Below are 21,875 nucleotides of genomic sequence, written 5' to 3'. Positions count from 1 at the left end.
GAGGTCCCATGTTTTCCGTCATCATCTACGGCCGCAACGACACGCACGGCTACAACCTGCACAAGCGGGCGGCCATCAGCTTCAATGCCCTCGCCGAAGTGATGTCGGATCCGGACGACGAGATTCTCTTCGTCGACTACAACACGCCCGACGATCATCCGACGTTTCCCGAGGCGATCCACGACACGCTGACCGAGAAGGCCAAGAAGGTCATCCGGATCCTGCGGATTCGCCCCGAGCAGCATGCGCATCTGAAGTCGAAGACCCACCTGGTCGCGCTGGAAGCCCAGTCGCGCAACGTGGCGCTGCGCCGGTCGAATCCGAGGAACCGGTGGGTCCTCTATACCAACACCGACATGCTTCTGGTTTCGCGCACCCCGGGCGAGTCGCTCAGCGATATCCTGGGCTCTGTGCCGGACGGCTTCTACCAGATCCCGCGCTTCGAGTTGCCGGAGATGCTGTGGGAGGCGGCCTTCGATCGCCGCGATCCCGCCGGCAATCTCGAGAAGTTGCGGGACTGGTCGGTCCGCTACCATCTCAATCAGGTCGTCCATAACTTCATGCCCATGAAGTACGACGCGCTGGGTGATTTCCAGGCGGCGCTTCGCGAGGACATGTTCGCCATCCATGGCTTCGACGAATCGATGCTGCTGGGCTGGCATTGCGATTCGAACCTGGCCGCGCGCCTTGCCCTGTATCGCGGACGCGTGGACACGCTGATCGACAAGGTCTTCGGGTATCACTGCGATCACACCCGCGTCGCCGCCGCCAACAACAAGGGCCGGCAGACGCGGATGAACGACCAGGACCAGTACATCTGGAACGTGTCGACGCCCTATGTGCCGGAGCAGGCCGATAACTGGGGCTGGCCGGATGTCGAGATCGAGGAAGTGAGGCTCGACCGCGAGACGTCCTACCAGCGCTTCACGGCAGGGCTCGATGCGGCGCTGAAGCCGGCCAAGGTGCCGTACACGTCGACGAGCCTCGAATGGTTCCTCTACGACGATCTCACCTACGATATCGACCACACGCTGCCCTTCGTGGCCGATCAGATGCTGACCTATCCGCGCTCGACATCGGTGATGATCGTCGCAACGCGCAAGGAGTTCGTCGAGCGGTTCCTGACGGCGTGGCGGGCCATGGGTTTCACCGGTCCGATCCTGGTGCCGAACGAGTGCGAAGGGCTGCCGTCGGATCTGGAAGGACTGGAGAGGGGGGCCTTCGAGGATCTGCTCCCGCGGGCCGAGATGTTCATCTTCGAGTTCGGCCTGGCGACGCAGAGTCCGGAAGAGCCGATCCGGATCGGACGGCAGGCCGGCCCGCTCGACGCCAGGCGCCTCAAGGTCGTGACGAAGCTCTTCAGGCAGGCGACCTCGACCGAGGCGGAAACGCGGCCCCCGGGCCGGCGGACCCCGCGTCGCTTCGTCGGCGTGAACGTGATCTACAACCGGTTCTGGCCGCTGTTCACCGACTATGTCGGGGCCAACATCAACCCGTTCTGCAGCCAGGTGCTTGCCGGCCTGCCGCGCGTCGATCCGAGCCTGCGCGGCAAGGTGCTCCGCTTCCGCGGACGTCGCGCGATCTGACGTATGGGCCGAGCGAAGCTCGGCCCGTTGAGCGACAGGCTGCGGCTTGGCTACAAGCCGCCAAGCTTGCAATGTCCGAGAGCGCCGAAGGACGAACGACCGCCTCATGACCCCTCCGTCGACGTAGGACGTCGACACCTCCCCATCTGAATGGGGAGGCTGACGATTTTGCTTCGCCGCGCTTGTCCGGGAGGGCATGAAAAAGCCCGCACGTGGCGGGCTTCGTCATCCGATGAGGGCTCGGTCCTACCGGCCCGATCCGAGATACAGGAGGTCGGCGACTTCCTCGAACGTATCGGCGGGGAGGGTGCGCCACAGGTCCAGTACGGTCAGGCGCTGGCCGTTGCGCTTGCACCAGGCCGGGTCGAGTTCCTTGTATTGCGGCCAACCGGTCGCGACGATCAGCAGGTCGCATTCGCGGACCGCGCCTTCGATCGAGGAGGCGCCGACCACTTTGTCACCCAGAACGGCCAGCGCCGCATCCTGCGCCAGCGGATCGTGCACGGTGACGACATAGCCCGCGTCGGCAAGCTTGGCGGCGAGCTTCACGCTGTGGCTCTCTTCCACCACCGGCGTCTGCGGCTTGTAGGAAAGGCCGAGTATGGCGATGCGCGTGCCCGCCTTCGCGAACTTCGAAACGAGGGTGGAAAGACGCTCCACCTGGAAGTTGTTGATGCGGTCAGTCGCCTCGGCCACATCGGCGCGGGCGCCGATCTTGCGGGCGAAGGCGGCGAAGGCCACGTTGTCGCGCGGGAAGCAGGGGCCACCGTAGCCCATCGCGCCCTTGAGGTACTTCGCGCCGATGCGGGTGTCGGCGCCCAGCGCCTTGGTCACCGCGTCAACGTCGGCGCCGGGGATGCGGTCGCAGATGTCGGCCAGCATGTTGGCGTAGGAGATCTTGGTGGTGACGTAGGTGTTGACCGAAATCTTGGTGAGTTCGGCGTTCACGAAGTTCATGCGCTGCACCGGCGGCTTCTTTTCACACATCTGCAGGTAGATGGTCTGCAGCATGTCGCCGGCCTTGGTATCGCTCTCGCCGATCAGAATCGAGTCGGGGAAGAGCATGTCGCGCACGACGCTGCCGAGCGCAATGAATTCCGGATTGTAGCAGAGGCCGAGATCCGGCCCGACCTTGCGGCCGGAGGCCGCCTCGAGGGCGTCCTTGATCTCCGTGCCGGTCGTGCCGGGCATCACCGTGCTGGTGATGACGACCATATGATAGCCCTGCTTGTTCTTCAGGGCCTTGCCGAGCGTCTCCATGGCCTGGAGCACGAAACGGTTGGAAAAGAACCCGGTGCTGTCAGACGGGGTCGGGACGATCACGAAGCTGGCGTCGCTCTTCTGGATCGCCTCGTTGGCGTCCATGGTTGCCGACAGACGCTGCTTGTTGGCGGCGATCAGCTCGTTGAGCTGCGGCTCGACGATCGGCATCTTGCCGGCGTTCATCGCGTCGACCAGCGTCTTGTTCACGTCGAGGCCGATCACGTTGAAGCCGCGGCTGGCGAGAACCGCGGCCAGAGGGGCACCGAGCTTGCCGAGACCGACGACCGAGACGCGAGGCAGAGTTGCTGAGGTCATTTCCATGTCCGTTTTGAGGGCCGGTACTGATACTGGTGCCAGCGGCCGGATGCCACTCCGATTTTGCAGGGGCGCGGCGGCCAAACGCAGCTTGCGCGGTCCCGTCGCAGGGGTGAAATATTGGATTAAACGAGGCGCCAGGCGCAGGGGATGTGGATGAAAGTGGAGTTTTCGGCCTTTCCGAAGGCCTTTGCCGGCAATGTTGCGGTGTTTGTTGGCGCGGAGAAGCAGCTTCTGGCGACGGCTGAAGCCGTCGACCAGGCGGCCGGCGGGGCCGTCACCCGCGCCCTGGAGGCGGGGCGCTTCACCGGAGCCAAGGGCCAGACCCAGACCGTCCTGGGCCAGTCCGGCGATATTGCACGCCTGCTGCTGCTTGGCGTCGGCAAGGGGCAGGATCTCGATGCGCGGGCAGCCGAGGAACTGGGCGGCGTGGTCGCCGCCGAGGCCAATGCCGCCGGCCATACCGCCGTGACCGTGGTCGTCGACCCGGTCAAGGGGAGCCGTCTGTCGCCGGCGCAGTTGGCCGCTCATCTCGCGCTGGGTGTCCGCCTGCGCAGCTACCGTTTCGACAAGTACAAGACCAAGGACAAGCCGGATCAGAAGTTGTCGCTCCAGCGCCTCACCGTCGTCCTGGCCACACCCGCCGATGCGCGGAAGGCCTACGGCCAGCTTGAGCCGGTGGTGGATGCGGTGTTCCTGACTCGCGACCTGGTGAGCGAGCCGCCGAACGTTCTCTTTCCGGCGGAATTCGCCCGCCGCGCCAAGGAGCTCACCAAGCTCGGCGTGAAAGTGGAAATCCTGGGTGAGGCCCAGATGAAGAAGCTCGGCATGGAGACGCTGCTGGCCGTTGGGCAGGGCAGCGGCCGCGACTCCCAGCTCCTCGTCATGAAGTGGATGAACGGCCCGAAGGGGCAGGCTCCTGTCGCCCTGATCGGCAAGGGCGTGTGCTTCGATACCGGCGGTATCTCGCTGAAGCCGGCCGCCGGCATGGAAGACATGAAATGGGACATGGGCGGCGCCGGTGCGGTCACCGGTGCGATGCGCCTGATCGCCGGCCGCAAGGCCAAGGCGAATGTCGTGGCGGTGTGCGCGCTCGTCGAGAACATGCCCGACGGCAATGCCCAGCGTCCGGGCGACGTCGTGAAATCGATGTCGGGACAGACGGTTGAGGTCATCAATACCGACGCCGAAGGCCGGCTGATCCTGTGCGACGCCATGTGGTACGCGCAGCAGAAGTTCAAGCCGCAGGCGATGGTCGAGCTGTCGACGCTGACCGGCGCGATCATCGTCGCGCTGGGCCATGAGCGCGCGGGTCTGTTCTGCAACGACACGGAGCTGTCCAACCGGTTGCGCGCGGCCGGTTCCGGAATCGGCGAGAAGCTGTGGCGCATGCCGCTCGGACCGAAGTACGACAAGCTGATCGAGTCCGAAATCGCCGACATGAAGAATGTGGGCGGCGGGCGAGATGGCGGCTCCATCACGGCCGCGCAATTCCTGCAGCGCTTCGTGCAGGAGGGGGTGGCCTGGGCGCATATCGACATCGCGGGCGTCGCCTGGTCGGGCAAGGGCGACACCACCACGCCCAAGGGTGCGACCGCTTTCGGCGTGCGCCTGCTCGACCGGCTGATCGCCGAGAACTACGAGCGCTGATCCGCCGATGGCGACCGAGGTCAACTTCTACCACCTGACCCGATCGTCACTCGAAGACACGCTGCCACGCCTGCTGACCAAGACATTGCAGGCGGGGGAGCGGGCGGTGGTGATGCTCGGATCGCCGGAGCGCGTGGACGCGTTGAACACGCATCTCTGGGTCTACGATCCCAACGGCTTCCTGCCGCACGGTGCCGCGCGCGATGGCGAGGCCGATCGCCAGCCCATCTGGCTGACGCATTTGGACGAGAATCCGAACGGCGCCGCATTTCTCTTCGTCGCCGACCGGGCAAAGTCCGGGAAGGTCGGCGATTACAAGCGCTGCTTCGAATTGTTCGACGGCCGGGACGACACCGCGGTCGCCGATGCGCGCGAGCGCTGGAAGGAATACAAGAGGGCGGGCCACACCGTGGCCTACTGGCAGCAGACCGACACCGGCGGCTGGGAGAAGAAGGCTTGAGCTAACGCCTGTCGCGCGGTCTCAGATAGGCCTGCCAGGCAGCGGCGAGACGCTCGCGCAGGGGTATCGGCCCCTCGGGCCGGTAGAAGTCCGGCGGATCGGATTCGAAGCGGGCCATGTAGCTTCGATAGTCCAGTGGCCGGGCGCGGTCGCCCTGGGCCTGCGCCGCGAGCAGATCGAGACCGCGGTCGACATCGATCACCGGCTTCAGCCTGTCGCGACAACCGAGCAGAATTTCGGCGGCGGCATCGGGCACGTCCCAGGCCGACAGGATCGCCGCCAGCTTGGCCACTTTCTCGGCACTGAGGCTCGCAAGCCTTGCCGGACCGTTCGGACCCAGGAGATCGAGTGCGTAGTAGGCTTCACCCTGGAAGGGTCGGCCGGAATGAGTCTCGGCCGGGGTCGGCCAAATGTACCGGGCAGGCAGCGCGCGCGAGGAGTAGTTGCGAACGTCGAGCCGGAAGAGATCGAAGCCATGACGGCGCATGAAGCGGTCGGTGTTGTGGAAGGAATGCTCGTCGTCGGCGCCGTCACCCACGAAGTTCACTTCCATCTGCACGGCCAGGAGGTTCGCGGGCAAGCGGCCCTCGAAGCTCTGCAGGATCTGCCAGTCGATGCCGTCGGTATCGATCTTCATGTAGTCGAGATCGGTCCAGCCACGTTCCGCCAGAAGGTCGGGCACGACCACCGGCTTGTTCGGATCGGCGAGCCCGGTCAGTTCCCAGGCATTGTGCCGGAGCTGTTCCTCGGTCGACGCGGTTCGTAGCTTGGCGTCGCGGATCTCGCGCGTCCGCATGAAGCTCATGCGATCGCGCATCATCATGATCAGCGGCGCCGCCGGGCCGGCCGACAGGTCGATCGGCTCGTCGGCGCGGGGGCTCACGAAGGCCGCGACGTACGAAACTTCCGGATTGCGCTCGGCGGCGGCGAGACGCTCGCACTCGCTCGCGCTGGCATCGATGCCCAGCGCCTTCAGTTGCTCGCCGAAGGCGCGCCATTTCAGATCGAGGCCGCCGGAGCAGCCGATGTCCAGCAGCGCGAACCGTTCCGCCTTCAGCCCTCGAGCGACGAACGCCGGGAACGACATCGCGATGGCCAAACTCAGACCGTGGCGACCGGGGTCGCAGGCGAGCCGACCGCGCCCGGAAGACGCAGTGGCGGCGCGGTCAGCAGGAAGCGCGAGCGCTTCCGGTCGCGCAGCCACAGGGCAAGGTCCTTCAGCCACCAGATCTCGCCGAGGTTCAGCCCCAGCTTGAACAGGCAGTGATTGTGGATCGGCAGTGAGGGGTGCTCGGAATTCTCGGGACCAGGCTTCGCCGGAACGGCCTCGACGCCGTAATTGTCGGCGATCAGGGCCGAGATCTGGCTGTCGGTGATCCACTGCAGCAGGCGACTGTCGCGGCCGTCGAGGACGCAGCACATCGCATGCGCGCGCGCCGGGTCGACGTTCTTGTTCATCTTCATGATCTCGTCGGTGAAGCCCGTATAGAGCAGCAGCATGTCGCCGGGCTCCACGATCACCTTGTCGGTATCGAGCACGCGCTTGAAGTCGTCGTAGCTCACATACTTATGGTCGCGGCCGTAATGCTTCTCGAGGTCAACGAGAACGGCGCGGCCCTGGATCGCCTTGGCCGCCATGTTCTCCACGCCGAGCTTGTGGGCATAGGAAAGGTGGCCGCAGCCGTCGCGGCCGGCGTCGGGTTGCGGCCCGACCACGTCGGAGCCGGCCTTGAAGCCATTGTAGTAGAGCGGTTCGGGCACACCGTCGCCGTCGGCGTCGAACAGGCCACCGACATGCGCCAGCGTGTCCCACTGCGTCGAATACTGCAGCGTCAGGATCACCCGGTCGTCGCTCGCCACGTCCACGAACTGGGGATTGAGGCTGTTGGTGAGGAAGTTGAAGCGCCAGCCATTCTCGTCACCGGTGGGGGAAAGGACCGGCGGCAGGCGGCGAGGGTTCAGCACGTTGCCGCCCGGAAAGTCGAGCGGCAAGCTCAGGCAGAATGAAATGCCTTCCTTCACCTCGGCGATGCCCTCCATCACCTTCTTAGGCGTGATCAGGTTCAGGCGGCCGAGCTGATCGTCGTCACCCCAGTCGCCCCAGGTCGATCCTTCAGGGCGATGCTTCCAGCGCTTCATGATGCGTTTCTCCCTTTTGCCGGCGGGGACACTACAAGGCCCGCTGCAGCCCGTCATTACATGCGCATGGCTCCCCCGCGCATTTCCGCCAACGTCCGCGATGCGGATCGCCTATGATGGAAACGAGAGGTCTTCATGTCCGCTGCAACCACTGCACCGCTCCAGCATGATTTCAGGGTGATCAGCCTGATCGGCGTCGCCCATGGCGCCAGCCACTTCTACCAGCTCGCCTTCGCGACGATGCTTCTGATCGTTCGCCAGGAGGCGGGACTCACCTATGCCGATGTCGGTCTGCTCGCAGGCACCTTCTACGGTGTCTCCGGTTTGGCGCAGACGGCGGCCGGCTTCGCCGTCGACCGTTTCGGCGCCCGGCCGATCCTGGCCGGTGGTCTCTTCGTGGTCGGTCTCGGCCTTGCGTGCATCTCGGTCGCGCATTCCTTCGTAGGCTTCGTCGGCATTGCGGTGATCGCGGGACTGGGGAACTCGGTCTTTCATCCGGCCGACTTCGCGTTGCTCAATGCCTCGGTGAACCAGAACCGTCTTGGCCGTGCCTTCAGCATCCACGGTCTCGGTGGTTCGCTGGGCTGGGCCGCGGCGCCGGTGATGTACTTCCTCGACAGCCTGTTCGGCTGGGTCGGCGCCGCCCTGATTGGCGCATTGCCCGGACTCATCCTGTCGGGCCTCGTCCTGATCCATCGCGAGCAGCTGGTCGACCATCGCGTCAAGGTGCGGGCCGCGGCCGCGCAGCACGGCGCCAAGCCCGCATTGGCGCTTTTCCTGCAGCCCGCACTTCTGCTCTGCCTTCTCTATTTCGCGCTGATTGCGGCCAATACCATCGGCATCCAGCAGTTCGCGGTTCCGGCCTGGAGCGGCATGTTCGGCGTCACCGAGAACTACGCCGCCTTCTGCCTGATCGTCTTCATCGTCGGTTCTGCAGCCGGCATCCTGGTGGGCGGCTACTTCGCCGACCGCGTGCGTCGGCACGACCTTGTCGCGTCGTTTGGCCTGTTGGCCGCCGCCTGCCTCACGGTGCCGATCGCCACGCAGACCGTGTCGCCGACCTTGCTGCCGTTCCTGCTGGCGCTGGCCGGTGCGGCGGGCGGCGTTACCAATCCGTCGCGCGACATGATCGTGCGCAATGCGACGCCACCGGGCGCTTCCGGCAAGGTCTTCGGCTTCGTCTATTCGGGGCTCGATATCGGCTCGTTCGTGGCGCCGCCGCTGTTCGGCGTGCTGATGAACGTGGGCCTGCCGACGGCGATTTTCTGGATCGCAGTCGGGCTCTATACGGTCAATGCCGGCCTGGTGATGCTGATCCGGCAGAGCGCCGCGCCGAAGGCCTATCCGGCCGTCGCCGAGTAGGATTCAGGCGGCCGCTTCCAGCGCTTCCTGGGCGGTCAGCCAGCGCTTCTCGGCGTTGGCGACCTCGCGCTCGAGGCGGGCCTTTTCCTTCTGCAGGTCCGTGACGACGCTGCCGGGCCCCGCATAGATCGCCGGGTCGGCGAGCTTCGCCAACACGCCGTTCAGCTGGTCGGTGAGGCGGGCCAGCATCTTTTCGGCGCTGTCGACGGCCTTCTTCAGCGGGGCCTTATTGGTGCGGTTGTCCGCGGCGGCCTTGCGCTGGTCCTTCCTGCTGCCTGCATCGGCGGGCTTCTCGGCCTTTGGCGGACGGGCGCCACGCTCCTTCAGCAGCTTGGCCTGATACTCATCGATGTCGCCGTCGAATGGCTTCACCGTGCCGTTCTGGACCACCCACAGCGCGTCGGCGACCATCTTCACCAGATGCGTATCGTGACTCACCAGCACGACCGCACCCTCAAAGTCGTTGATGGCGTCGACCAGCGACGCGCGCGCATCCATGTCGAGATGGTTGGTTGGCTCGTCGAGCAGCAGCAGGTGCGGCGCGGTCCGGGTGGCGAGCGCCAGCAGCAGGCGGGTCTTCTCGCCGCCCGACATCACGCCGACCTTGAGGTTGGCACGGTCACGCGAGAAGCCGAAGCGGCCGAGCTGGGCACGCACCTTGGCCTCGCCGGCGCCGGGCCCGAGCGCGCGGGTCATGTGGTCGAACGGTGTCGCCTCGAAGTCGAGGCTTTCTTCCTGGTCCTGCGAGAAGTAGCCGACCCGAAGCTTCGGCGTCTTCTTGAGCTGGCCCTCGCGCGGCTCGAGCCGCTGCGAGATCAGGCGGATGAAGGTCGACTTGCCGTTGCCGTTCTGGCCGAGCAGCGCGATGCGGTCTTCCATGTCGATGCGCAGGTCGAGGTTGCGCAGCACCAGCGGTCCGTCGGGATATCCCACGGAGACCCCATCCAGCGTCTCGATCGGCGAGGCGAGGATGTCGGGCGAAGGGAAGTTGAACGAGATGCGCTCGTCGATCGGGACCGAGGCGATGGGCCCGAGCTTCTCGATCATCTTCATGCGCGACTGCGCCTGGCGCGCCTTGCTGGCCTTGGCCTTGAAGCGGTCGACGAAGGCCTGCATGTGCTTGCGCTGCGCGGCGACCTTGGCCTGTTGGGCGGCGTCGTTGGCGAGGCGCTCGGCGCGGGTGCGCTCGAAGAAGTCGTAGTTGCCGGTGTAGGCGACGAGCTTCTGCTGGTCGATGTGCACGATGTGGTCGCACACGTCGTTCAGCAGGTCGCGGTCGTGGCTGACCATCAGAACGGTGTTGCGGAAGCGCTTCAGGTACTCGGTGAGCCAGATCATCGCTTCGACGTCGAGGTGGTTCGACGGCTCGTCGAGGATCAGGAGGTCGGGGCTGCTGAACAGCGTGCCTGCCAGGGCCACGCGCATGCGCCAGCCGCCAGAGAACTCGCCGCAGGGACGGGACTGCTTCTCGTTGTCGAAGCCCAGGCCGTTCAGGATCGAGGCTGCGCGCGAGGGCGCAGCCGCCGCGCCGATTTCCTCGAGGCGGGCGTGGATCTCGGCGAGGCGCACGCCATCCTGGCAGGTCGCGTCCTCGGCCAGCAGAGCGCTGCGCTCGACGTCGGCCGCCAGCACGGCATCGATCACCCTGATGTCGCCGCCGGGCGGGTCCTGCGGCACCGAGCCGACGCGGGTGCGGCCCATCAGGTTGATCTCGCCGCTGTCAGCCTCGATCTGGCCCTGGATCAGGCGCAGCAAGGTCGACTTGCCGGCGCCGTTGCGGCCGACGAGACCGACCTTCCAGCCGTCGGAAAGGGCTGCCGAGGCGCGGTCGAAGAGCACCCGCTCGCCGTGGCGAAAGGAGATGTCACTGATGTGGAGCATGGGCGGCGGGCATTTACCATGCGATTTGGCCGCAAACCAAGCGCATTGGCCGCGCTTGCGGGGTCCAAACCCCGCGTCTATAAGGCGCGCCCAAGCGCTGAAATCACTGCCTCCACGAGGGAATTCATGGCCGTCGAACGTACTTTCTCGATCATCAAGCCGGATGCGACCCGCCGGAACCTGACCGGCAAGATCAACGCCCGGTTCGAGGAGAAGGGCCTGCGCATCGTCGCCCAGAAGCGCATCCAGATGAGCCGCCAGCAGGCCGAGCAGTTCTACGGCGTGCACAAGGCCCGTCCGTTCTTCAACGACCTCTGCACTTTCATGACGTCCGGCCCGGTCGTCGTGCAGGTCCTGGAAGGCGAGAATGCCGTCGCGAAGAACCGCGAGATCATGGGCGCCACCAACCCGGCCAACGCCGACGCCGGCACGATCCGCAAGGACTTCGCCGAGTCGATCGAGGCCAATTCGGTGCACGGCTCCGACTCGCCGGAGAACGCGGCCATCGAGATCGCCTACTTCTTCGCGGGCTCCGAGATCGTCGGCTGACGCGAAACGGCCCGGATACGAAAAAAGCGGCCCGAAAGGGCCGCTTTTCTTTTGGTCGATCCGTTTCCGGACGTCAGTTCAGGACGGCAAACGCAATCAGGAGGGCGATCGAGCCGCCGACGCCCAGCAAGAGGCCGAGGAGCGGCAGATGGCCGACCAGGCCGAGGGCCATGGATACCAGCAGGAGGACGATCCAAAGAATCCCGAACGTCACCAGTTTGTTGAAGGACGTGTAGGTCGCCAAATGAGCCGGATAGTCATCCGTTGCTTCAGCCATATCTCATCCCCGCTTGAAATCGTTGGCGATCTTATATCGGACTAGGCTTCTCGGGAAAAGAGGAGCGTGGCGTCGCATGCCACGCCCTTGACCGCGACGCTGTGCCCGTCGATGGCGATCCGCCCTTCGGCAAACCAACGCACCACCAGCGGATAGAGGCGGTGCTCCTGGCGCAGGATGCGTGCCGATAGCTTTTCCTCGCTGTCACCGGCCAACACCGGTACCGCCGCCTGCGCGATGATCGGGCCGGAATCGAGATCCGGGATGACCAGATGGACCGTGCAGCCGCTCACGCGGACGCCGGCCGCCAGCGCCTGCCGTTGCACGTGTGTCCCCTTGAAGGCCGGCAACAGCGATGGGTGGATGTTGATCAGCCGGTTCGCCCAGCGCGCGGGAAACCAGGGGCTGAAGATGCGCATGAACCCGGCCAGCACGACCAACTCGACGCCATGGCGCTCGAGTTCCGCCGAGACGGCGCGATCGAAGGTCTCGCGGTCGGGATGGTCGCGGTGCGAGACGATGGCCGTGGGGATGCCGGCCGCGGCGGCGATCGAGAGGCCGGGCGCCTCGGCCTTGTTGCTCACCACACAGCCGATTCCGGCGGGATAGTCCGCGGCTCGTGCCGCCTCGATCAGCGCAGCGAGATTGCTGCCGCGGCCGGAGATCAGAACGCCGACCTTCAGCTTCGCCATAGGCTTTCGGCGTGGTCGACGACGCAGTCGGCCTCCTCGGTCGGGGCCGCTTCGATGACGCCGATCTCGCTCACCGTTTCGCCGGCGTCGGTCAGCGCCGTGGCGACGCGCGTGGCATCTTCCCTCGCCGTCACGACGATCATGCCGAGACCGCAATTGAAAGTCCGCAACATATCGTCGGTTGGCACCTGGCCGACCTCGCGCAGCCATTGGAAGACGCGCGGAGCCGTCCACCGACGCGCATCGAGACGCGCCCGCATCCCGTCGGGGAGGCAGCGCGGCACGTTGCCGGGCAGGCCGCCGCCCGTGATGTGCGCCAGCCCCTTGATAGCACCGGTCGAACGGATGGTTTGCAAGAGCTGCTTCACATAGATGCGCGTGGGCTCCAGCAGCGCCTTGCCCAAGGTCGCGTCGGCGAAGGGCGCCGGGTCGGTGTAGTTCAGGCCGCTGCGCTCGACGATTCGGCGCACCAGCGAATAGCCGTTGGAATGCGGGCCGCTCGACGCGAGACCCAGCACGACGTCGCCAACCGCAATGTCGCTGCGCGGCAACAGCGCGTCGCGCTCGGCGGCGCCGACGGAAAAGCCGGCGAGATCGTAATCGCCGTCGACATACATGCCGGGCATTTCGGCCGTTTCGCCACCGACGAGGGCACAGCCGGCGCGTCGGCAGCCCTCGGCGATGCCGGCGACGACGCGGCGTCCGACATCGACGTCGAGGCGGCCGCTGGCATAGTAGTCGAGGAAGAACAGCGGCTCGGCACCCTGCACGACGATGTCGTTGACGCACATCGCCACGAGGTCGATGCCGACCGTATCGGGGACGGCGGCCTCGATCGCGACCTTGAGCTTGGTGCCGACACCGTCGGTGCCGGAGACCAGGATCGGGTCGGTGAAACCCGCGGCCTTGAGGTCGAACAGCCCGCCGAAGCCGCCAAGTCCACCCATCACGCCGGGGCGGTTGGTGCTCTTCGCCAGCGGCTTGATGCGTTCGACGAGGTCGTCGCCCGCATCGATGTCGACGCCGGCGTCCTTATAGGTGAGGGGGGGCCGATTGTGGCCGGGGGCGTCGGGCTTCAAGCCAGCCTCATTCGTGCTAGATAGGGTGCGCGAACATAGCCAAAAACCGGACCCCCGCAATGCCGATAGGCCGCGTCTTTTCCACGATTGCTGCCGCGTTCCTGGCGGTCCTCGCCGCAAACATCACCCTGGCGCAGTCTCCCGGAGGCACCGGCTACGACGTCACAGGGGTCGAAATCGACGTCAGCGGAGCGGATGCCGTGCAGGCCCGTGCCCAGGGCATCCGTGAGGCGCGGCGCAAGGCGTTCGGCCTCCTCGTGAACCGCATGGTGTCGGCGGAAGACCGTGCGCGATTGCCGCAGATTGACGATGCACAGCTCGAGAACATGGTGCGCGGGGTCGAATTCGTGCGCGAAAGGCCGGCGCCGGGGCGCTACAGCGCCACGCTGAACGTGGTTTTCGCTCCGGATGCCGTGAAATCCTATCTGAGTGGAGCGGGGATCAGCGGGGTCGAGACGGTGCCCCGGCCAGCCCTCGTGATTCCGCTCTGGAAGGGACCCGCCGGCGTCGAGCCGCTCAACGACCGCAATGCGTGGCGCGAAGCCTGGCAGCAACTCGACAGCGCCGGCAGCGCGGTACCCGTGACCCTGCTGCGTGGCGACCCGACCGACCAGGGCGCGCTCTCGGCGGAACAAGCCTATGTCGGCGACGTTTCGGCGCTGGCGCGACTCAACGAGCGGTACCGGGCGCCGACCATCATCGTGGCCACGGTCGACGGCGACAAGAACGGCGGCGCGCTGACGGTCGGCGGCATGCGTTACGACACCCAGACCGGCGCGCGTAGCGAGATTCCGCGCATGCCCGTCGCCAGCGCGGCCGATCTGCCGGCTGCCGTGAAGGCGATCCACGCCAAGGCCGACCAGGACTGGCGCGGTATCGGCACGGTGCGACGCGACTCGCAGGCCTCGCTCGACGTCTTCGTGCCGATCCGCGCCCTCGGCGACTGGGTCCAGGTCCGGCAACGCCTTGGAGCGATCCCGGCCGTGAAGTCGGTGACGGTGAAGACACTCGAGGCCGATCGCGCGGACCTGAAGCTCGATTATTTCGGTTCGCCCGAGGAACTGCAGCGCACGCTGGCGCAGGCAGGGTTGAGCCTGTCCCAGGACGCGGGGCAGTGGCGATTGCAGGCGCGGTAGGCGCAGCTCGGGGAGTCTGATTGATGGGGCAATCCATCACGACGGGGCGCTGGATCTTCTGGGTCGCAGCGGCTGCGATCTTCCTGCTGTTGATGTGGCTGCTGAACGACATCCTGCTGCCCTTCGTCGTCGGCATGGTCGTCGCATACTTCCTCGACCCGGTCGTCGTACGCCTTCAGCGCACAGGCCTCTCGCGCACCATGGCGACCACGCTGGTGACGATTGTGGCGGCCCTCGTCGGCATCGGGGTGGTAATGGCGATCCTGCCGCCGCTCTTCGGGCAGATTCAGTCGTTGATCGCCAATGCACCCGAATATGTGATGAAGGCCCTGAGCCGCATTCAGCCCTTGATCGAGCCGCTGCGCGACAGGCTCGGCCTCGATCCGCTCAGTGTCCACGACCTGCAGTCCGAGGCGACGCAGTGGGCCGGGAAGGGGCTCGCCTTCGCGGGAGGCGTCGCCGGCGCACTGGCCGAGCGCGGCGTCGCGATCGTCAACCTGCTCGGGCTGCTGTTCATCACGCCGGTGGTGACGTTCTACCTGCTGCGCGACTGGGAGAAGGTGCTGGCGGCGATCGACAGCACGCTGCCACTCGACCACGCCGACACGATCCGCAAGCTCACACGGGAGTCGAATGCCGCCATCGCGGGCTATGTGCGCGGTCAGGCGCTCGTTGGCCTGGCGCTCGGCTCCTTCTACGGCATCGGCCTGACACTGGTCGGGCTTCAGTTCGGGTTGGTCATCGGTTTGATCGCGGGTGCGATCTCCTTCATTCCCTTCGTCGGCACCTTCGTCGGGGCCGTCATGGCGCTCGGCATGGCGCTGGCGCAGTTCCCGCCGGAATGGATGGGAGTCGTCAAGGTTGCGGCAGTGTTCGTGGTGGGCCAGATGATCGAGGGGAATTTCCTGTCGCCGAAGCTCGTCGGCGACCGCGTCGGCCTGCATCCGGTCTGGATCATGTTCGCGTTGCTGGCCGGCGGCTCGCTGTTCGGCTTCACCGGCGTGCTCATCGCCGTGCCGGTGGCGGCGGTCCTCGGTGTTGTCGCGCGCCACTTCATCGCGCGCTATCGCGAGAGCGATCTCTATCGCGGCAGGGCGCACGGTTGAGCCGGCCCATGGCCAACCAGCTCACACTGGATCTCGCATTGCCGCCGCCCACCTATGCGCGGCAGGACTTCGTCGTAGCCGATGGCAATCGCCAGGCGCTGGCCTGGATCGACCGCTGGCCGGACTGGCCGGCGCCGGCCCTGTCGCTCAACGGCCCGAGCGGATGCGGCAAGACCCATCTCGGCCACATCTGGGCCACCCGCAGCAATGCGACCGTCATGACCGGCGCCGACCTCGACGGAATGAGCGTGGCCGATCTCACGAGCCTCGCAACGACATCGCCGGCGATCGTCATCGAAGGGGCGGAGCGGGCGCCCGAGCGCGGGCTCTTCCATCTCTACAATCTGATGCGTGAGCGCGGCGGATTTCTTCTGCTGGTTTCCGCCGAGCCGCCGGCACGCTGGTCCATTGCGTTGCCCGATCTCGCTTCGCGGCTGCGGGCGGCGCCTGCGGTCGCGGTCGAGCCTCCCGACGACGAGCTCCTGGGGTCGATCATCCTGAAGCAGCTGGCCGACCGGCAATTGCACGCAGGTCCTGGCGTCGTGCAGTATCTCGTCTCGCATATGGAGCGTTCGGCGGAGGCGGCTCGACGGGTCGTTGCGGCCCTCGATCGGCGTGCGTTGACGGAACGGCGAGAGTTGGACCGCCGGCTGGCGGCAGACGTGCTGGCCGACATTGCCGGCACGAGCTGAAGGGAGGACGACGATGAAGATGCTTTTGACTGCCTTCGCGCTTTGCGTCGCCGCCGCGACGGCATCGGCCCAGCAGGGGACGGTGATGGGAACCTGGCTCTCCGAGTCGGGCGTCGCGCAGATCAGGATCGGCGCCTGCCCGGATGCCGCAAGCGGCCCGATCTGCGGCTTCGTCGTCAATCTCATCAACCCCAAGGGGCCGGACGGCGTTGCCGTCGCACCCGATGCCGCCACCGATTATCGCAACGAGAACCCGGCGCTGCGCACGCGCAAGGTCATCGGCATGCCGCTGATCTGGGGCTTCAAGCAGGCCGCTGCGCCGAACACGTTCGAGGACGGCAAGATCTACAATGGCGAGGACGGCAAGACCTACAGCGCCAACATCAGCCTCCAACCCGACGGCAAGCTGCGCTTGCGCGGTTTCGTCGGCACGCCGATGTTCGGCAAGACGCAACTCTGGACGCGCGTGAACTAGGAGAGGAAACGCAAATGGATATGGGAATCAGGGGCCGGAAGGCCATCGTCTGCGCGGCGAGCAAGGGACTGGGCAAGGGCTGCGCGATGGCGCTGGCGGGTGAGGGTGTGGACCTCGTGATCAACGCGCGCACTAAGTCGGAGCTCGAGGCGACGGCCGGGGAGATCAGGAAGAAGTACGGCGTGGAGGTCACGCCGGTCGCCGTCGACGTCACGACCGAGGAGGGCCGCAAGCAGGTCCTGGCGGCCTGTCCCGAGCCCGACATCATCGTCAACAATGCGGGCGGCCCGCCGCCGGGCAATTTCCGGGACTGGAACCGCGAGGACTGGATCAAGGCGCTGGACGCCAACATGCTGACGCCGATCGAGTTCATCAAGGCGAGCGTCGACGGCATGATGAAGCGCGGCTTCGGCCGCATCGTGAACATCACCTCGAGCTCGGTGAAGGCGCCGATCGACATTCTGGGCCTCAGCAACGGCGCACGCTCGGGCCTCACGGGCTTCGTGGCCGGCGTCTCGCGCACGACGATCCGCTACGGCGTGACGATCAACGGCCTGTTGCCAGGTCCGTTCGACACCGACCGGCTGCGCGGCACGACGAAGGCGCGCGCGGCCAAGGCCGGCCGCAGCTTCGAGGAGGAGTATGCGACCGCCGCAAAGGCGCATCCTGCAGGTCGCTTCGGCACGGCCGAGGAGTTCGGCATGATGTGCGCCTTCCTGTGCAGTGTCCACGCCGGCTACATGACGGGCCAGAACATCCTGATGGATGGCGGCCAGTATCCCGGCACCTACTGAGTCGTCAGCGCGGATCCAGATCGCGCGGCCGGACAAAGGCCAGAAGCTCGCAGGTCCCAGGAGCGAGGGTGCTCCAGGGGCCTGAAGGCGGGCGGAGCGTGGCGAGGGCCGCCGTCGGATACTTCTCCCGGAGGTGTTCCAGCGCCTCCTGCGGCCCACGTACCGCGAGGGCGGCCGCGAGTTCGCCTATCCCTTCATTGTGCCCGATCAGCAGCACCGTCCCGGTTTCCTCGGACAGGGCCTGCAGGCGCTCCAGCAGCTCTTGCTCGGAGGCGAGGTAGAGTTCCTTCTCCAACGAGATCGGCGGCACAGGGCTGCCGAGGGCCTTCACCAGGGGCGCCAACGTCTGGCGCGTCCTCGCCGCCGTGGAACAAAGGATCAGGTCGGGGCGAGGGGAGCTGGCGACAAGGTGGCTCGCCATGGTCCGGGCGGCACGCTCGCCGCGCTCGTTGAGAGGGCGGTCGTGATCGCTCTGGTGCTGCGTGTTCCAGGCCGACTTTGCGTGGCGCAGGAGGAGAATGGTCTTCACGCCGGTTATTCCAATAAATACAGTCAGAACAATGGTTTAGTGAAATGCCATGACATGGTCATGTAGAGACGCTACCGTTCCTGTGCATAATTTCAGGGAGAGTGCCCCGCAGGGGTCCACATGGACGCGCTCAACTCTGCCGATCCGGCTTCGCTCGAAATAACACTGCATAGTCCCCGACGCTTCATCAATCGCGAACTGTCGTGGCTGGCCTTCAACACGCGGGTGCTGGAAGAAGCCACCAACAAGCGCCATCCGCTGTTGGAGCGGGTGCGCTTCCTGTCGATCTCGGCGGCCAATCTCGACGAGTTCTACATGGTCCGCGTCGCGGGGCTGGTCGACATGCTGCAGACCCGTTCGAGCTTGCTGAGCGATGACGGCATGACTCCGGCCGAGCAGCTCGCGGCGATCCGCGACCGCGCCTCGATCCTGATGTCTCACCAGCAGGATGTCTGGGCGTCCCTGCAGGATGATCTGCGCCAAGCCGGCATTGCAGTGCTGGATTCGGGCGAACTCACGGAAGCGGAGCGGAGCTGGCTCGATACCTACTTCATCGACCAGGTCTTCCCGATCCTGACGCCGCTGGCGATCGATCCGGCGCACCCCTTTCCGTTCATTCCCAACGGCGGCTTCTCGGCCATCCTGAAGCTGCAGCGTCGCGACGACCGCCGGCCGCTGATGGCGCTGCTGCCGTTGCCGCCGCAGGTCGATCGCTTCGTGCGTCTGCCGGGACCGGACATCCGCTTCCTGCCCCTCGAGGATCTGATCGACATCTACCTGCCGCGCCTCTTCCCCGGCTACGAAGTGATCGAGCGCGCCTTCTTCCGCGTGATCCGAGACAGCGACGTCGAGATCAACGAGGAAGCCGAGGACCTCGTCCTGCTCTACGAGAGCGCGCTGAAGCGCCGCCGCCGCGGCGACCTGATCTCCATCTCGGTCAACAGCGCGATGCCCGCCGAGCTACGCGACTTTCTGTTCGACCAGCTGGAGATTCCGGAGCAGACCCAGACTGTCCACGTCTTCCACCTCGACCGCATGCTGAACATCGTCGACGTGAAGGCGGTGATCGTCGACGACCGGCCTGATCTCAAGTTCGAGCCGTACAATGCCCGCTTCCCGGAGCGCATTCGCGATTTCGGCGGCGACTGCTTCGCGGCGATCCGCGCCAAGGACATCGTCGTCCATCATCCCTACGAAAGCTTCGATGTCGTGGTGCAGTTCCTGCGCCAGGCGGCGCGCGATCCTGCAGTCGTGGCGATCAAGCAGACGCTCTATCGCACCAGCGCCGATTCGCCGATCGTGAAGGAGCTGATCGCGGCGGCCGAGGCGGGCAAGACGGTTTCGGCGCTGGTCGAACTCAAGGCCCGCTTCGACGAGGAGGCCAACATTCGTTGGGCGCGGGATCTGGAGCGCGCCGGCGTGCAGGTGGTCTACGGCTTCATCGATCTCAAGACGCACGCCAAGGTCTCGATGGTGGTGCGCCGCGAGGCGCAGTCGATCCGCACCTACGTGCATTTCGGCACCGGCAACTATCACCCGATCACGGCGCGCATTTACACCGACCTGTCGTTCTTCACCTGCGATCCGGCGATGTGCCGCGATGCCGCGCGCCTGTTCAACTACATGACCGGCTACGCGCGGCCCGAGCAGATGGAGAAGATCGCGTTCGCACCGGTGACCCTGCGGCCGACCCTCTACAGCCTGATCGATGCCGAGATCGCCAACGCCAAGGCCGGCAAGCCGGCCGCTATCTGGGCCAAGCTCAACTCCCTGGTCGATGGTGCGCTGATCGATCGCCTCTATGCGGCATCGAACGCCGGCGTCCAGATCGATCTGGTCGTGCGCGGGATCTGCTGTCTCAGGCCAGGCGTTCCGGGGCTGAGCGAGCATATCCGGGTCAAGAGCATGGTCGGCCGCTTCCTGGAACATGCGCGCATCATCTGCTTCGGCAACGGCAAGGCATTGCCGTCACTGGAGGCCAAGGTGTTCCTGTCCTCGGCCGACTGGATGCCGCGCAATCTCGACCGCCGCGTCGAGTTGCTATGTCCGGTCGAGAACCCGACCGTGCGCGAACAAGTCCTCGACCAGATCATGGTCGCCAATCTCAAGGATGACGGCCAGAGCTGGTTGATGTCACAAGACGGTAACTATCACCGGCCGCAGACTGGCAAGGAACCGTTCATTGCCCATCACTATTTCATGACGAACCCGTCGCTCTCGGGTCGCGGCAGTGCGCTGAAGCTGAGTGGCGCGGTGCCGCGGCTGGTGCTGAGTTCCTGACGTGAATTCGCGACGGGGCCAGCGGCGTCGGGTCGCGCCCATTCCGGCGCTGTAATCCCTCGCGGTTTCGGGTAGACCGGGCACGCATGGACGGCCACCCGACCGCAGGCGCCTCCGCCGCGCGCAGCCCCCTCGAAAAAGGTCGCGTCGGCATCATCGACGTCGGCTCGAATTCGATCCGCCTCGTCGTCTATGAGCGCGCCAGCCGCGCCCCGTTGCCGGTCTTCAACGAAAAGGTTCTCTGCGGCCTGGCGCGCGGCCTCGACGCCACCGGACGTCTCAACCCGGAAGGGGTGGAGATGGCTCTGGCCAACATCGATCGTTTCGTCACGCTCGCCCACAACATGAAAGTCGCGTCGCTCGACCTGCTGGCGACCGCTGCCGTGCGCGACGCCGCCGACGGCGCCGACTTCATGCGCGAGCTGGCAAGCCGTCCCGGCATCGTCGCCCATACGGTGAGCGGCCAGGACGAGGCTCGCTTTTCGGGGTACGGCGTGATCTGCGGCATGCCCGACGCCGATGGCGTCATGGGTGACCTGGGCGGCGGCAGCCTGGAGCTCGTGTCGCTGGCCAATGGCCGGCTCGGCGCGTCGAGTACGCTTCCGGTCGGACCGCTGCGCCTCATGTCCTCGGGGCGGGGCGATCCCCGCAAAACCGTGGTCGATGCCGTGGAGAGCGTGCGCTGGCTGCGCGAGGAGCAGGGCAGGACCTTCTATGCCGTGGGCGGCGCATGGAGATCCTTCGCGCGATTGCACATGGAGCAGGCCGGTTATCCGCTCCACATCATCCATCAGTACGAGATTTCGGCCGACGAAGCGCGGGCAGTCGCGCGTCTGATCGCGGTGCAGAGCGTAAAGTCTCTGGAGAAGATGCCGGGGGTGTCGCGGCGGCGCGTCGATACGTTGCCGCTCGCCTGCCTGGCGCTCGACAAGCTGCTGGCCGCGCTGAAGCCCAGGAACGTCGTCTTCTCCGCATTCGGCCTGCGCGAGGGCTTCTACTACTCACGTCTCAGTGAAGCCGAGAGGGCGCGTCATCCGCTGATCACGTTCGCCGAGGAGCAGGGTGAGGGCTGGCGCCGTTTCGATCTTTCGCCGCAGGAGGTCTTCGACTGGCTGACGCCGGCCTTCGCCGGCGAGAGCGACAGCGAGCGTGTGCTGCGCACCGCGGCCTGTCATTTGAGTGACATTTCGTGGGACGACCATCCCGACTATCGCGCCGAGCAGGCCTATTTCCGCGTGCTGCACCTGCCTGCACCGGGCATGAGCCATCGCGAACGGGCGATCCTCGCGATGGCGCTGACCTATCGCTACAAGAGCGACCCCAAGGCAGCGATGATCGATACGGCGTTGCGGCTGACCGACAGCAAGGGACGGAGCTTCGCCCGGCGCCTCGGGGCATGCCTGCGGCTGGCCTACAATCTGAGCGGTGGAGCGCCCGGGCTGTTGCCTCAGCTGCAGTTGCGCCGGACCGAACGCGAGTTGCGGCTGCTGGTGCCGACGGCACTGAAGAGAACCCTGGGAGACGTGACGGCACGCCGCCTTGAGACGGCGGCGCAGACCTTCGATCTCAAGCCGATGATCGTGTCGGCGTAGGGAGCGAGGGAGCGCGCG

The 21,875-nt window shown here is 66.0% G+C and carries 20 protein-coding genes; 12 read left to right on the top strand and 8 right to left on the bottom strand.

From position 1 onward, the window contains the following. Window positions 1-8: 8 nt before the first annotated feature. Window positions 9-1,586, top strand: coding sequence for a hypothetical protein (locus tag EPO41_RS14375; protein WP_296326170.1), 1,578 nt, complete (start codon window positions 9-11; stop codon window positions 1,584-1,586). Between the two features lie 246 nt (window positions 1,587-1,832). Here the strand turns inward: EPO41_RS14375 and EPO41_RS14370 are convergent, their stop codons facing one another. Continuing rightward, window positions 1,833-3,164 carry a nucleotide sugar dehydrogenase gene (locus EPO41_RS14370; protein WP_296326167.1) on the bottom strand — a complete coding sequence of 444 codons (1,332 nt, stop codon included), beginning with the start codon at window positions 3,162-3,164 and terminating at the stop codon, window positions 1,833-1,835. Between the two features lie 156 nt (window positions 3,165-3,320). On the opposite strand from EPO41_RS14370, the gene EPO41_RS14365 reads away from it, so the two are divergent. Together EPO41_RS14365 and EPO41_RS14360 are read left to right on the top strand one after the other, a co-directional pair. Further along, on the top strand, window positions 3,321-4,814 hold the full coding sequence (locus tag EPO41_RS14365) for a leucyl aminopeptidase (protein ID WP_296326165.1): 1,494 nt from the start codon (window positions 3,321-3,323) through the stop codon (window positions 4,812-4,814). A 7-nt stretch (window positions 4,815-4,821) separates the two neighbouring features. Further along, window positions 4,822-5,274, top strand: coding sequence for a DNA polymerase III subunit chi (locus EPO41_RS14360; RefSeq protein WP_296326164.1), 453 nt, complete (start codon window positions 4,822-4,824; stop codon window positions 5,272-5,274). Between the two features lies 1 nt (window position 5,275). Here the strand turns inward: EPO41_RS14360 and EPO41_RS14355 are convergent, their stop codons facing one another. Together EPO41_RS14355 and EPO41_RS14350 are read right to left on the bottom strand one after the other, a co-directional pair. Next, window positions 5,276-6,361: a hypothetical protein gene (locus EPO41_RS14355; protein WP_296326162.1), complete on the bottom strand. Its 1,086-nt coding sequence runs from the start codon at window positions 6,359-6,361 to the stop codon at window positions 5,276-5,278. Between the two features lie 14 nt (window positions 6,362-6,375). Next, window positions 6,376-7,413 carry a cyclase family protein gene (locus EPO41_RS14350; protein WP_296326160.1) on the bottom strand — a complete coding sequence of 346 codons (1,038 nt, stop codon included), beginning with the start codon at window positions 7,411-7,413 and terminating at the stop codon, window positions 6,376-6,378. A gap of 135 nt (window positions 7,414-7,548) precedes the next feature. Here EPO41_RS14350 and EPO41_RS14345 point away from each other — a divergent pair, with 135 nt between their 5' ends. Next, window positions 7,549-8,775 (top strand): MFS transporter, encoded by a 1,227-nt coding sequence (locus EPO41_RS14345; protein ID WP_296326158.1) that lies wholly within the window; start codon window positions 7,549-7,551, stop codon window positions 8,773-8,775. Between the two features lie 3 nt (window positions 8,776-8,778). On the opposite strand, the gene EPO41_RS14340 is transcribed toward EPO41_RS14345, so the two are convergent. Further along, complete coding sequence (locus EPO41_RS14340; RefSeq protein ID WP_296326156.1) at window positions 8,779-10,656, bottom strand: ABC-F family ATP-binding cassette domain-containing protein; 1,878 nt, start codon at window positions 10,654-10,656, stop codon at window positions 8,779-8,781. 126 nt (window positions 10,657-10,782) lie between these two features. Here EPO41_RS14340 and ndk point away from each other — a divergent pair, with 126 nt between their 5' ends. After that, window positions 10,783-11,205, top strand: coding sequence for a nucleoside-diphosphate kinase (ndk, locus tag EPO41_RS14335; protein ID WP_295136508.1), 423 nt, complete (start codon window positions 10,783-10,785; stop codon window positions 11,203-11,205). Window positions 11,206-11,278: 73 nt separating this feature from the next. On the opposite strand, the gene EPO41_RS14330 is transcribed toward ndk, so the two are convergent. Genes EPO41_RS14330 through purM form a run of 3 tightly spaced genes read right to left on the bottom strand, consistent with a single transcriptional unit; the run spans window position 11,279 to window position 13,253 of the window. Then, window positions 11,279-11,482: an aa3-type cytochrome c oxidase subunit IV gene (locus EPO41_RS14330; protein WP_296326154.1), complete on the bottom strand. Its 204-nt coding sequence runs from the start codon at window positions 11,480-11,482 to the stop codon at window positions 11,279-11,281. Between the two features lie 41 nt (window positions 11,483-11,523). Next, the gene (gene purN / locus EPO41_RS14325; RefSeq protein ID WP_296326152.1) at window positions 11,524-12,174 is read right to left on the bottom strand and encodes a phosphoribosylglycinamide formyltransferase; all 651 of its coding nucleotides are present in this window, start codon (window positions 12,172-12,174) and stop codon (window positions 11,524-11,526) included. Continuing rightward, window positions 12,162-13,253, bottom strand: coding sequence for a phosphoribosylformylglycinamidine cyclo-ligase (purM, locus tag EPO41_RS14320; protein ID WP_296326151.1), 1,092 nt, complete (start codon window positions 13,251-13,253; stop codon window positions 12,162-12,164). Before purM ends, purN begins: the two co-directional genes overlap by 13 nt. Before the next feature lie 59 nt (window positions 13,254-13,312). On the opposite strand from purM, the gene EPO41_RS14315 reads away from it, so the two are divergent. From EPO41_RS14315 to EPO41_RS14295, 5 genes are read left to right on the top strand one after another with little or no spacing between them, the layout of a single operon-like run. Continuing rightward, window positions 13,313-14,389 carry a DUF2066 domain-containing protein gene (locus tag EPO41_RS14315; protein WP_296326149.1) on the top strand — a complete coding sequence of 359 codons (1,077 nt, stop codon included), beginning with the start codon at window positions 13,313-13,315 and terminating at the stop codon, window positions 14,387-14,389. Window positions 14,390-14,412: 23 nt separating this feature from the next. After that, window positions 14,413-15,495 carry an AI-2E family transporter gene (locus tag EPO41_RS14310; RefSeq protein ID WP_296326147.1) on the top strand — a complete coding sequence of 361 codons (1,083 nt, stop codon included), beginning with the start codon at window positions 14,413-14,415 and terminating at the stop codon, window positions 15,493-15,495. A gap of 8 nt (window positions 15,496-15,503) precedes the next feature. Next, window positions 15,504-16,187, top strand: a complete 684-nt coding sequence (locus tag EPO41_RS14305) for a DnaA/Hda family protein (protein ID WP_296326145.1) — start codon at window positions 15,504-15,506, stop codon at window positions 16,185-16,187. A 13-nt stretch (window positions 16,188-16,200) separates the two neighbouring features. Then, window positions 16,201-16,662, top strand: a complete 462-nt coding sequence (locus EPO41_RS14300) for a DUF2147 domain-containing protein (protein ID WP_296326144.1) — start codon at window positions 16,201-16,203, stop codon at window positions 16,660-16,662. A 14-nt stretch (window positions 16,663-16,676) separates the two neighbouring features. Beyond that, a complete protein-coding gene (locus EPO41_RS14295; protein WP_296326142.1) occupies window positions 16,677-17,456 on the top strand; it encodes an SDR family oxidoreductase in 780 nt (259 codons plus the stop codon). 4 nt (window positions 17,457-17,460) lie between these two features. Here EPO41_RS14295 and EPO41_RS14290 read toward each other — a convergent pair whose 3' ends face one another. Next, window positions 17,461-17,985 carry a histidine phosphatase family protein gene (locus tag EPO41_RS14290; protein ID WP_296326140.1) on the bottom strand — a complete coding sequence of 175 codons (525 nt, stop codon included), beginning with the start codon at window positions 17,983-17,985 and terminating at the stop codon, window positions 17,461-17,463. A 120-nt stretch (window positions 17,986-18,105) separates the two neighbouring features. On the opposite strand from EPO41_RS14290, the gene EPO41_RS14285 reads away from it, so the two are divergent. Together EPO41_RS14285 and EPO41_RS14280 are read left to right on the top strand one after the other, a co-directional pair. Then, entirely contained in the window at window positions 18,106-20,265 is a 2,160-nt protein-coding gene (locus tag EPO41_RS14285; RefSeq protein WP_296326138.1) for an RNA degradosome polyphosphate kinase, read from the top strand. Between the two features lie 86 nt (window positions 20,266-20,351). After that, entirely contained in the window at window positions 20,352-21,857 is a 1,506-nt protein-coding gene (locus EPO41_RS14280) for a Ppx/GppA phosphatase family protein (protein ID WP_296326137.1), read from the top strand. The last annotated feature ends 18 nt before the right edge of the window (window positions 21,858-21,875 follow it).

The sequence above is a fragment of the Reyranella sp. genome (genome assembly GCF_004297265.1).
Lineage (GTDB): Bacteria > Pseudomonadota > Alphaproteobacteria > Reyranellales > Reyranellaceae > Reyranella.
This window is presented reverse-complemented; position numbering and strand designations above follow the sequence as displayed.

Bases quoted from the DNA above. Each gene is read 5' to 3' on its own strand.
- EPO41_RS14375 (WP_296326170.1), top strand. From the start codon at position 9: ATGTTTTCCGTCATCATCTACGGCCGCAACGACACGCACGGCTACAAC.
- EPO41_RS14370 (WP_296326167.1), bottom strand. From the start codon at position 3,164: ATGACCTCAGCAACTCTGCCTCGCGTCTCGGTCGTCGGTCTCGGCAAG.
- EPO41_RS14365 (WP_296326165.1), top strand. From the start codon at position 3,321: ATGAAAGTGGAGTTTTCGGCCTTTCCGAAGGCCTTTGCCGGCAATGTT.
- EPO41_RS14360 (WP_296326164.1), top strand. From the start codon at position 4,822: ATGGCGACCGAGGTCAACTTCTACCACCTGACCCGATCGTCACTCGAA.
- EPO41_RS14355 (WP_296326162.1), bottom strand. From the start codon at position 6,361: ATGTCGTTCCCGGCGTTCGTCGCTCGAGGGCTGAAGGCGGAACGGTTC.
- EPO41_RS14350 (WP_296326160.1), bottom strand. From the start codon at position 7,413: ATGAAGCGCTGGAAGCATCGCCCTGAAGGATCGACCTGGGGCGACTGG.
- EPO41_RS14345 (WP_296326158.1), top strand. From the start codon at position 7,549: ATGTCCGCTGCAACCACTGCACCGCTCCAGCATGATTTCAGGGTGATC.
- EPO41_RS14340 (WP_296326156.1), bottom strand. From the start codon at position 10,656: ATGCTCCACATCAGTGACATCTCCTTTCGCCACGGCGAGCGGGTGCTC.
- ndk (WP_295136508.1), top strand. From the start codon at position 10,783: ATGGCCGTCGAACGTACTTTCTCGATCATCAAGCCGGATGCGACCCGC.
- EPO41_RS14330 (WP_296326154.1), bottom strand. From the start codon at position 11,482: ATGGCTGAAGCAACGGATGACTATCCGGCTCATTTGGCGACCTACACG.
- purN (WP_296326152.1), bottom strand. From the start codon at position 12,174: ATGGCGAAGCTGAAGGTCGGCGTTCTGATCTCCGGCCGCGGCAGCAAT.
- EPO41_RS14315 (WP_296326149.1), top strand. From the start codon at position 13,313: ATGCCGATAGGCCGCGTCTTTTCCACGATTGCTGCCGCGTTCCTGGCG.
- EPO41_RS14310 (WP_296326147.1), top strand. From the start codon at position 14,413: ATGGGGCAATCCATCACGACGGGGCGCTGGATCTTCTGGGTCGCAGCG.
- EPO41_RS14305 (WP_296326145.1), top strand. From the start codon at position 15,504: ATGGCCAACCAGCTCACACTGGATCTCGCATTGCCGCCGCCCACCTAT.
- EPO41_RS14300 (WP_296326144.1), top strand. From the start codon at position 16,201: ATGAAGATGCTTTTGACTGCCTTCGCGCTTTGCGTCGCCGCCGCGACG.
- EPO41_RS14295 (WP_296326142.1), top strand. From the start codon at position 16,677: ATGGATATGGGAATCAGGGGCCGGAAGGCCATCGTCTGCGCGGCGAGC.
- EPO41_RS14285 (WP_296326138.1), top strand. From the start codon at position 18,106: ATGGACGCGCTCAACTCTGCCGATCCGGCTTCGCTCGAAATAACACTG.
- EPO41_RS14280 (WP_296326137.1), top strand. From the start codon at position 20,352: ATGGACGGCCACCCGACCGCAGGCGCCTCCGCCGCGCGCAGCCCCCTC.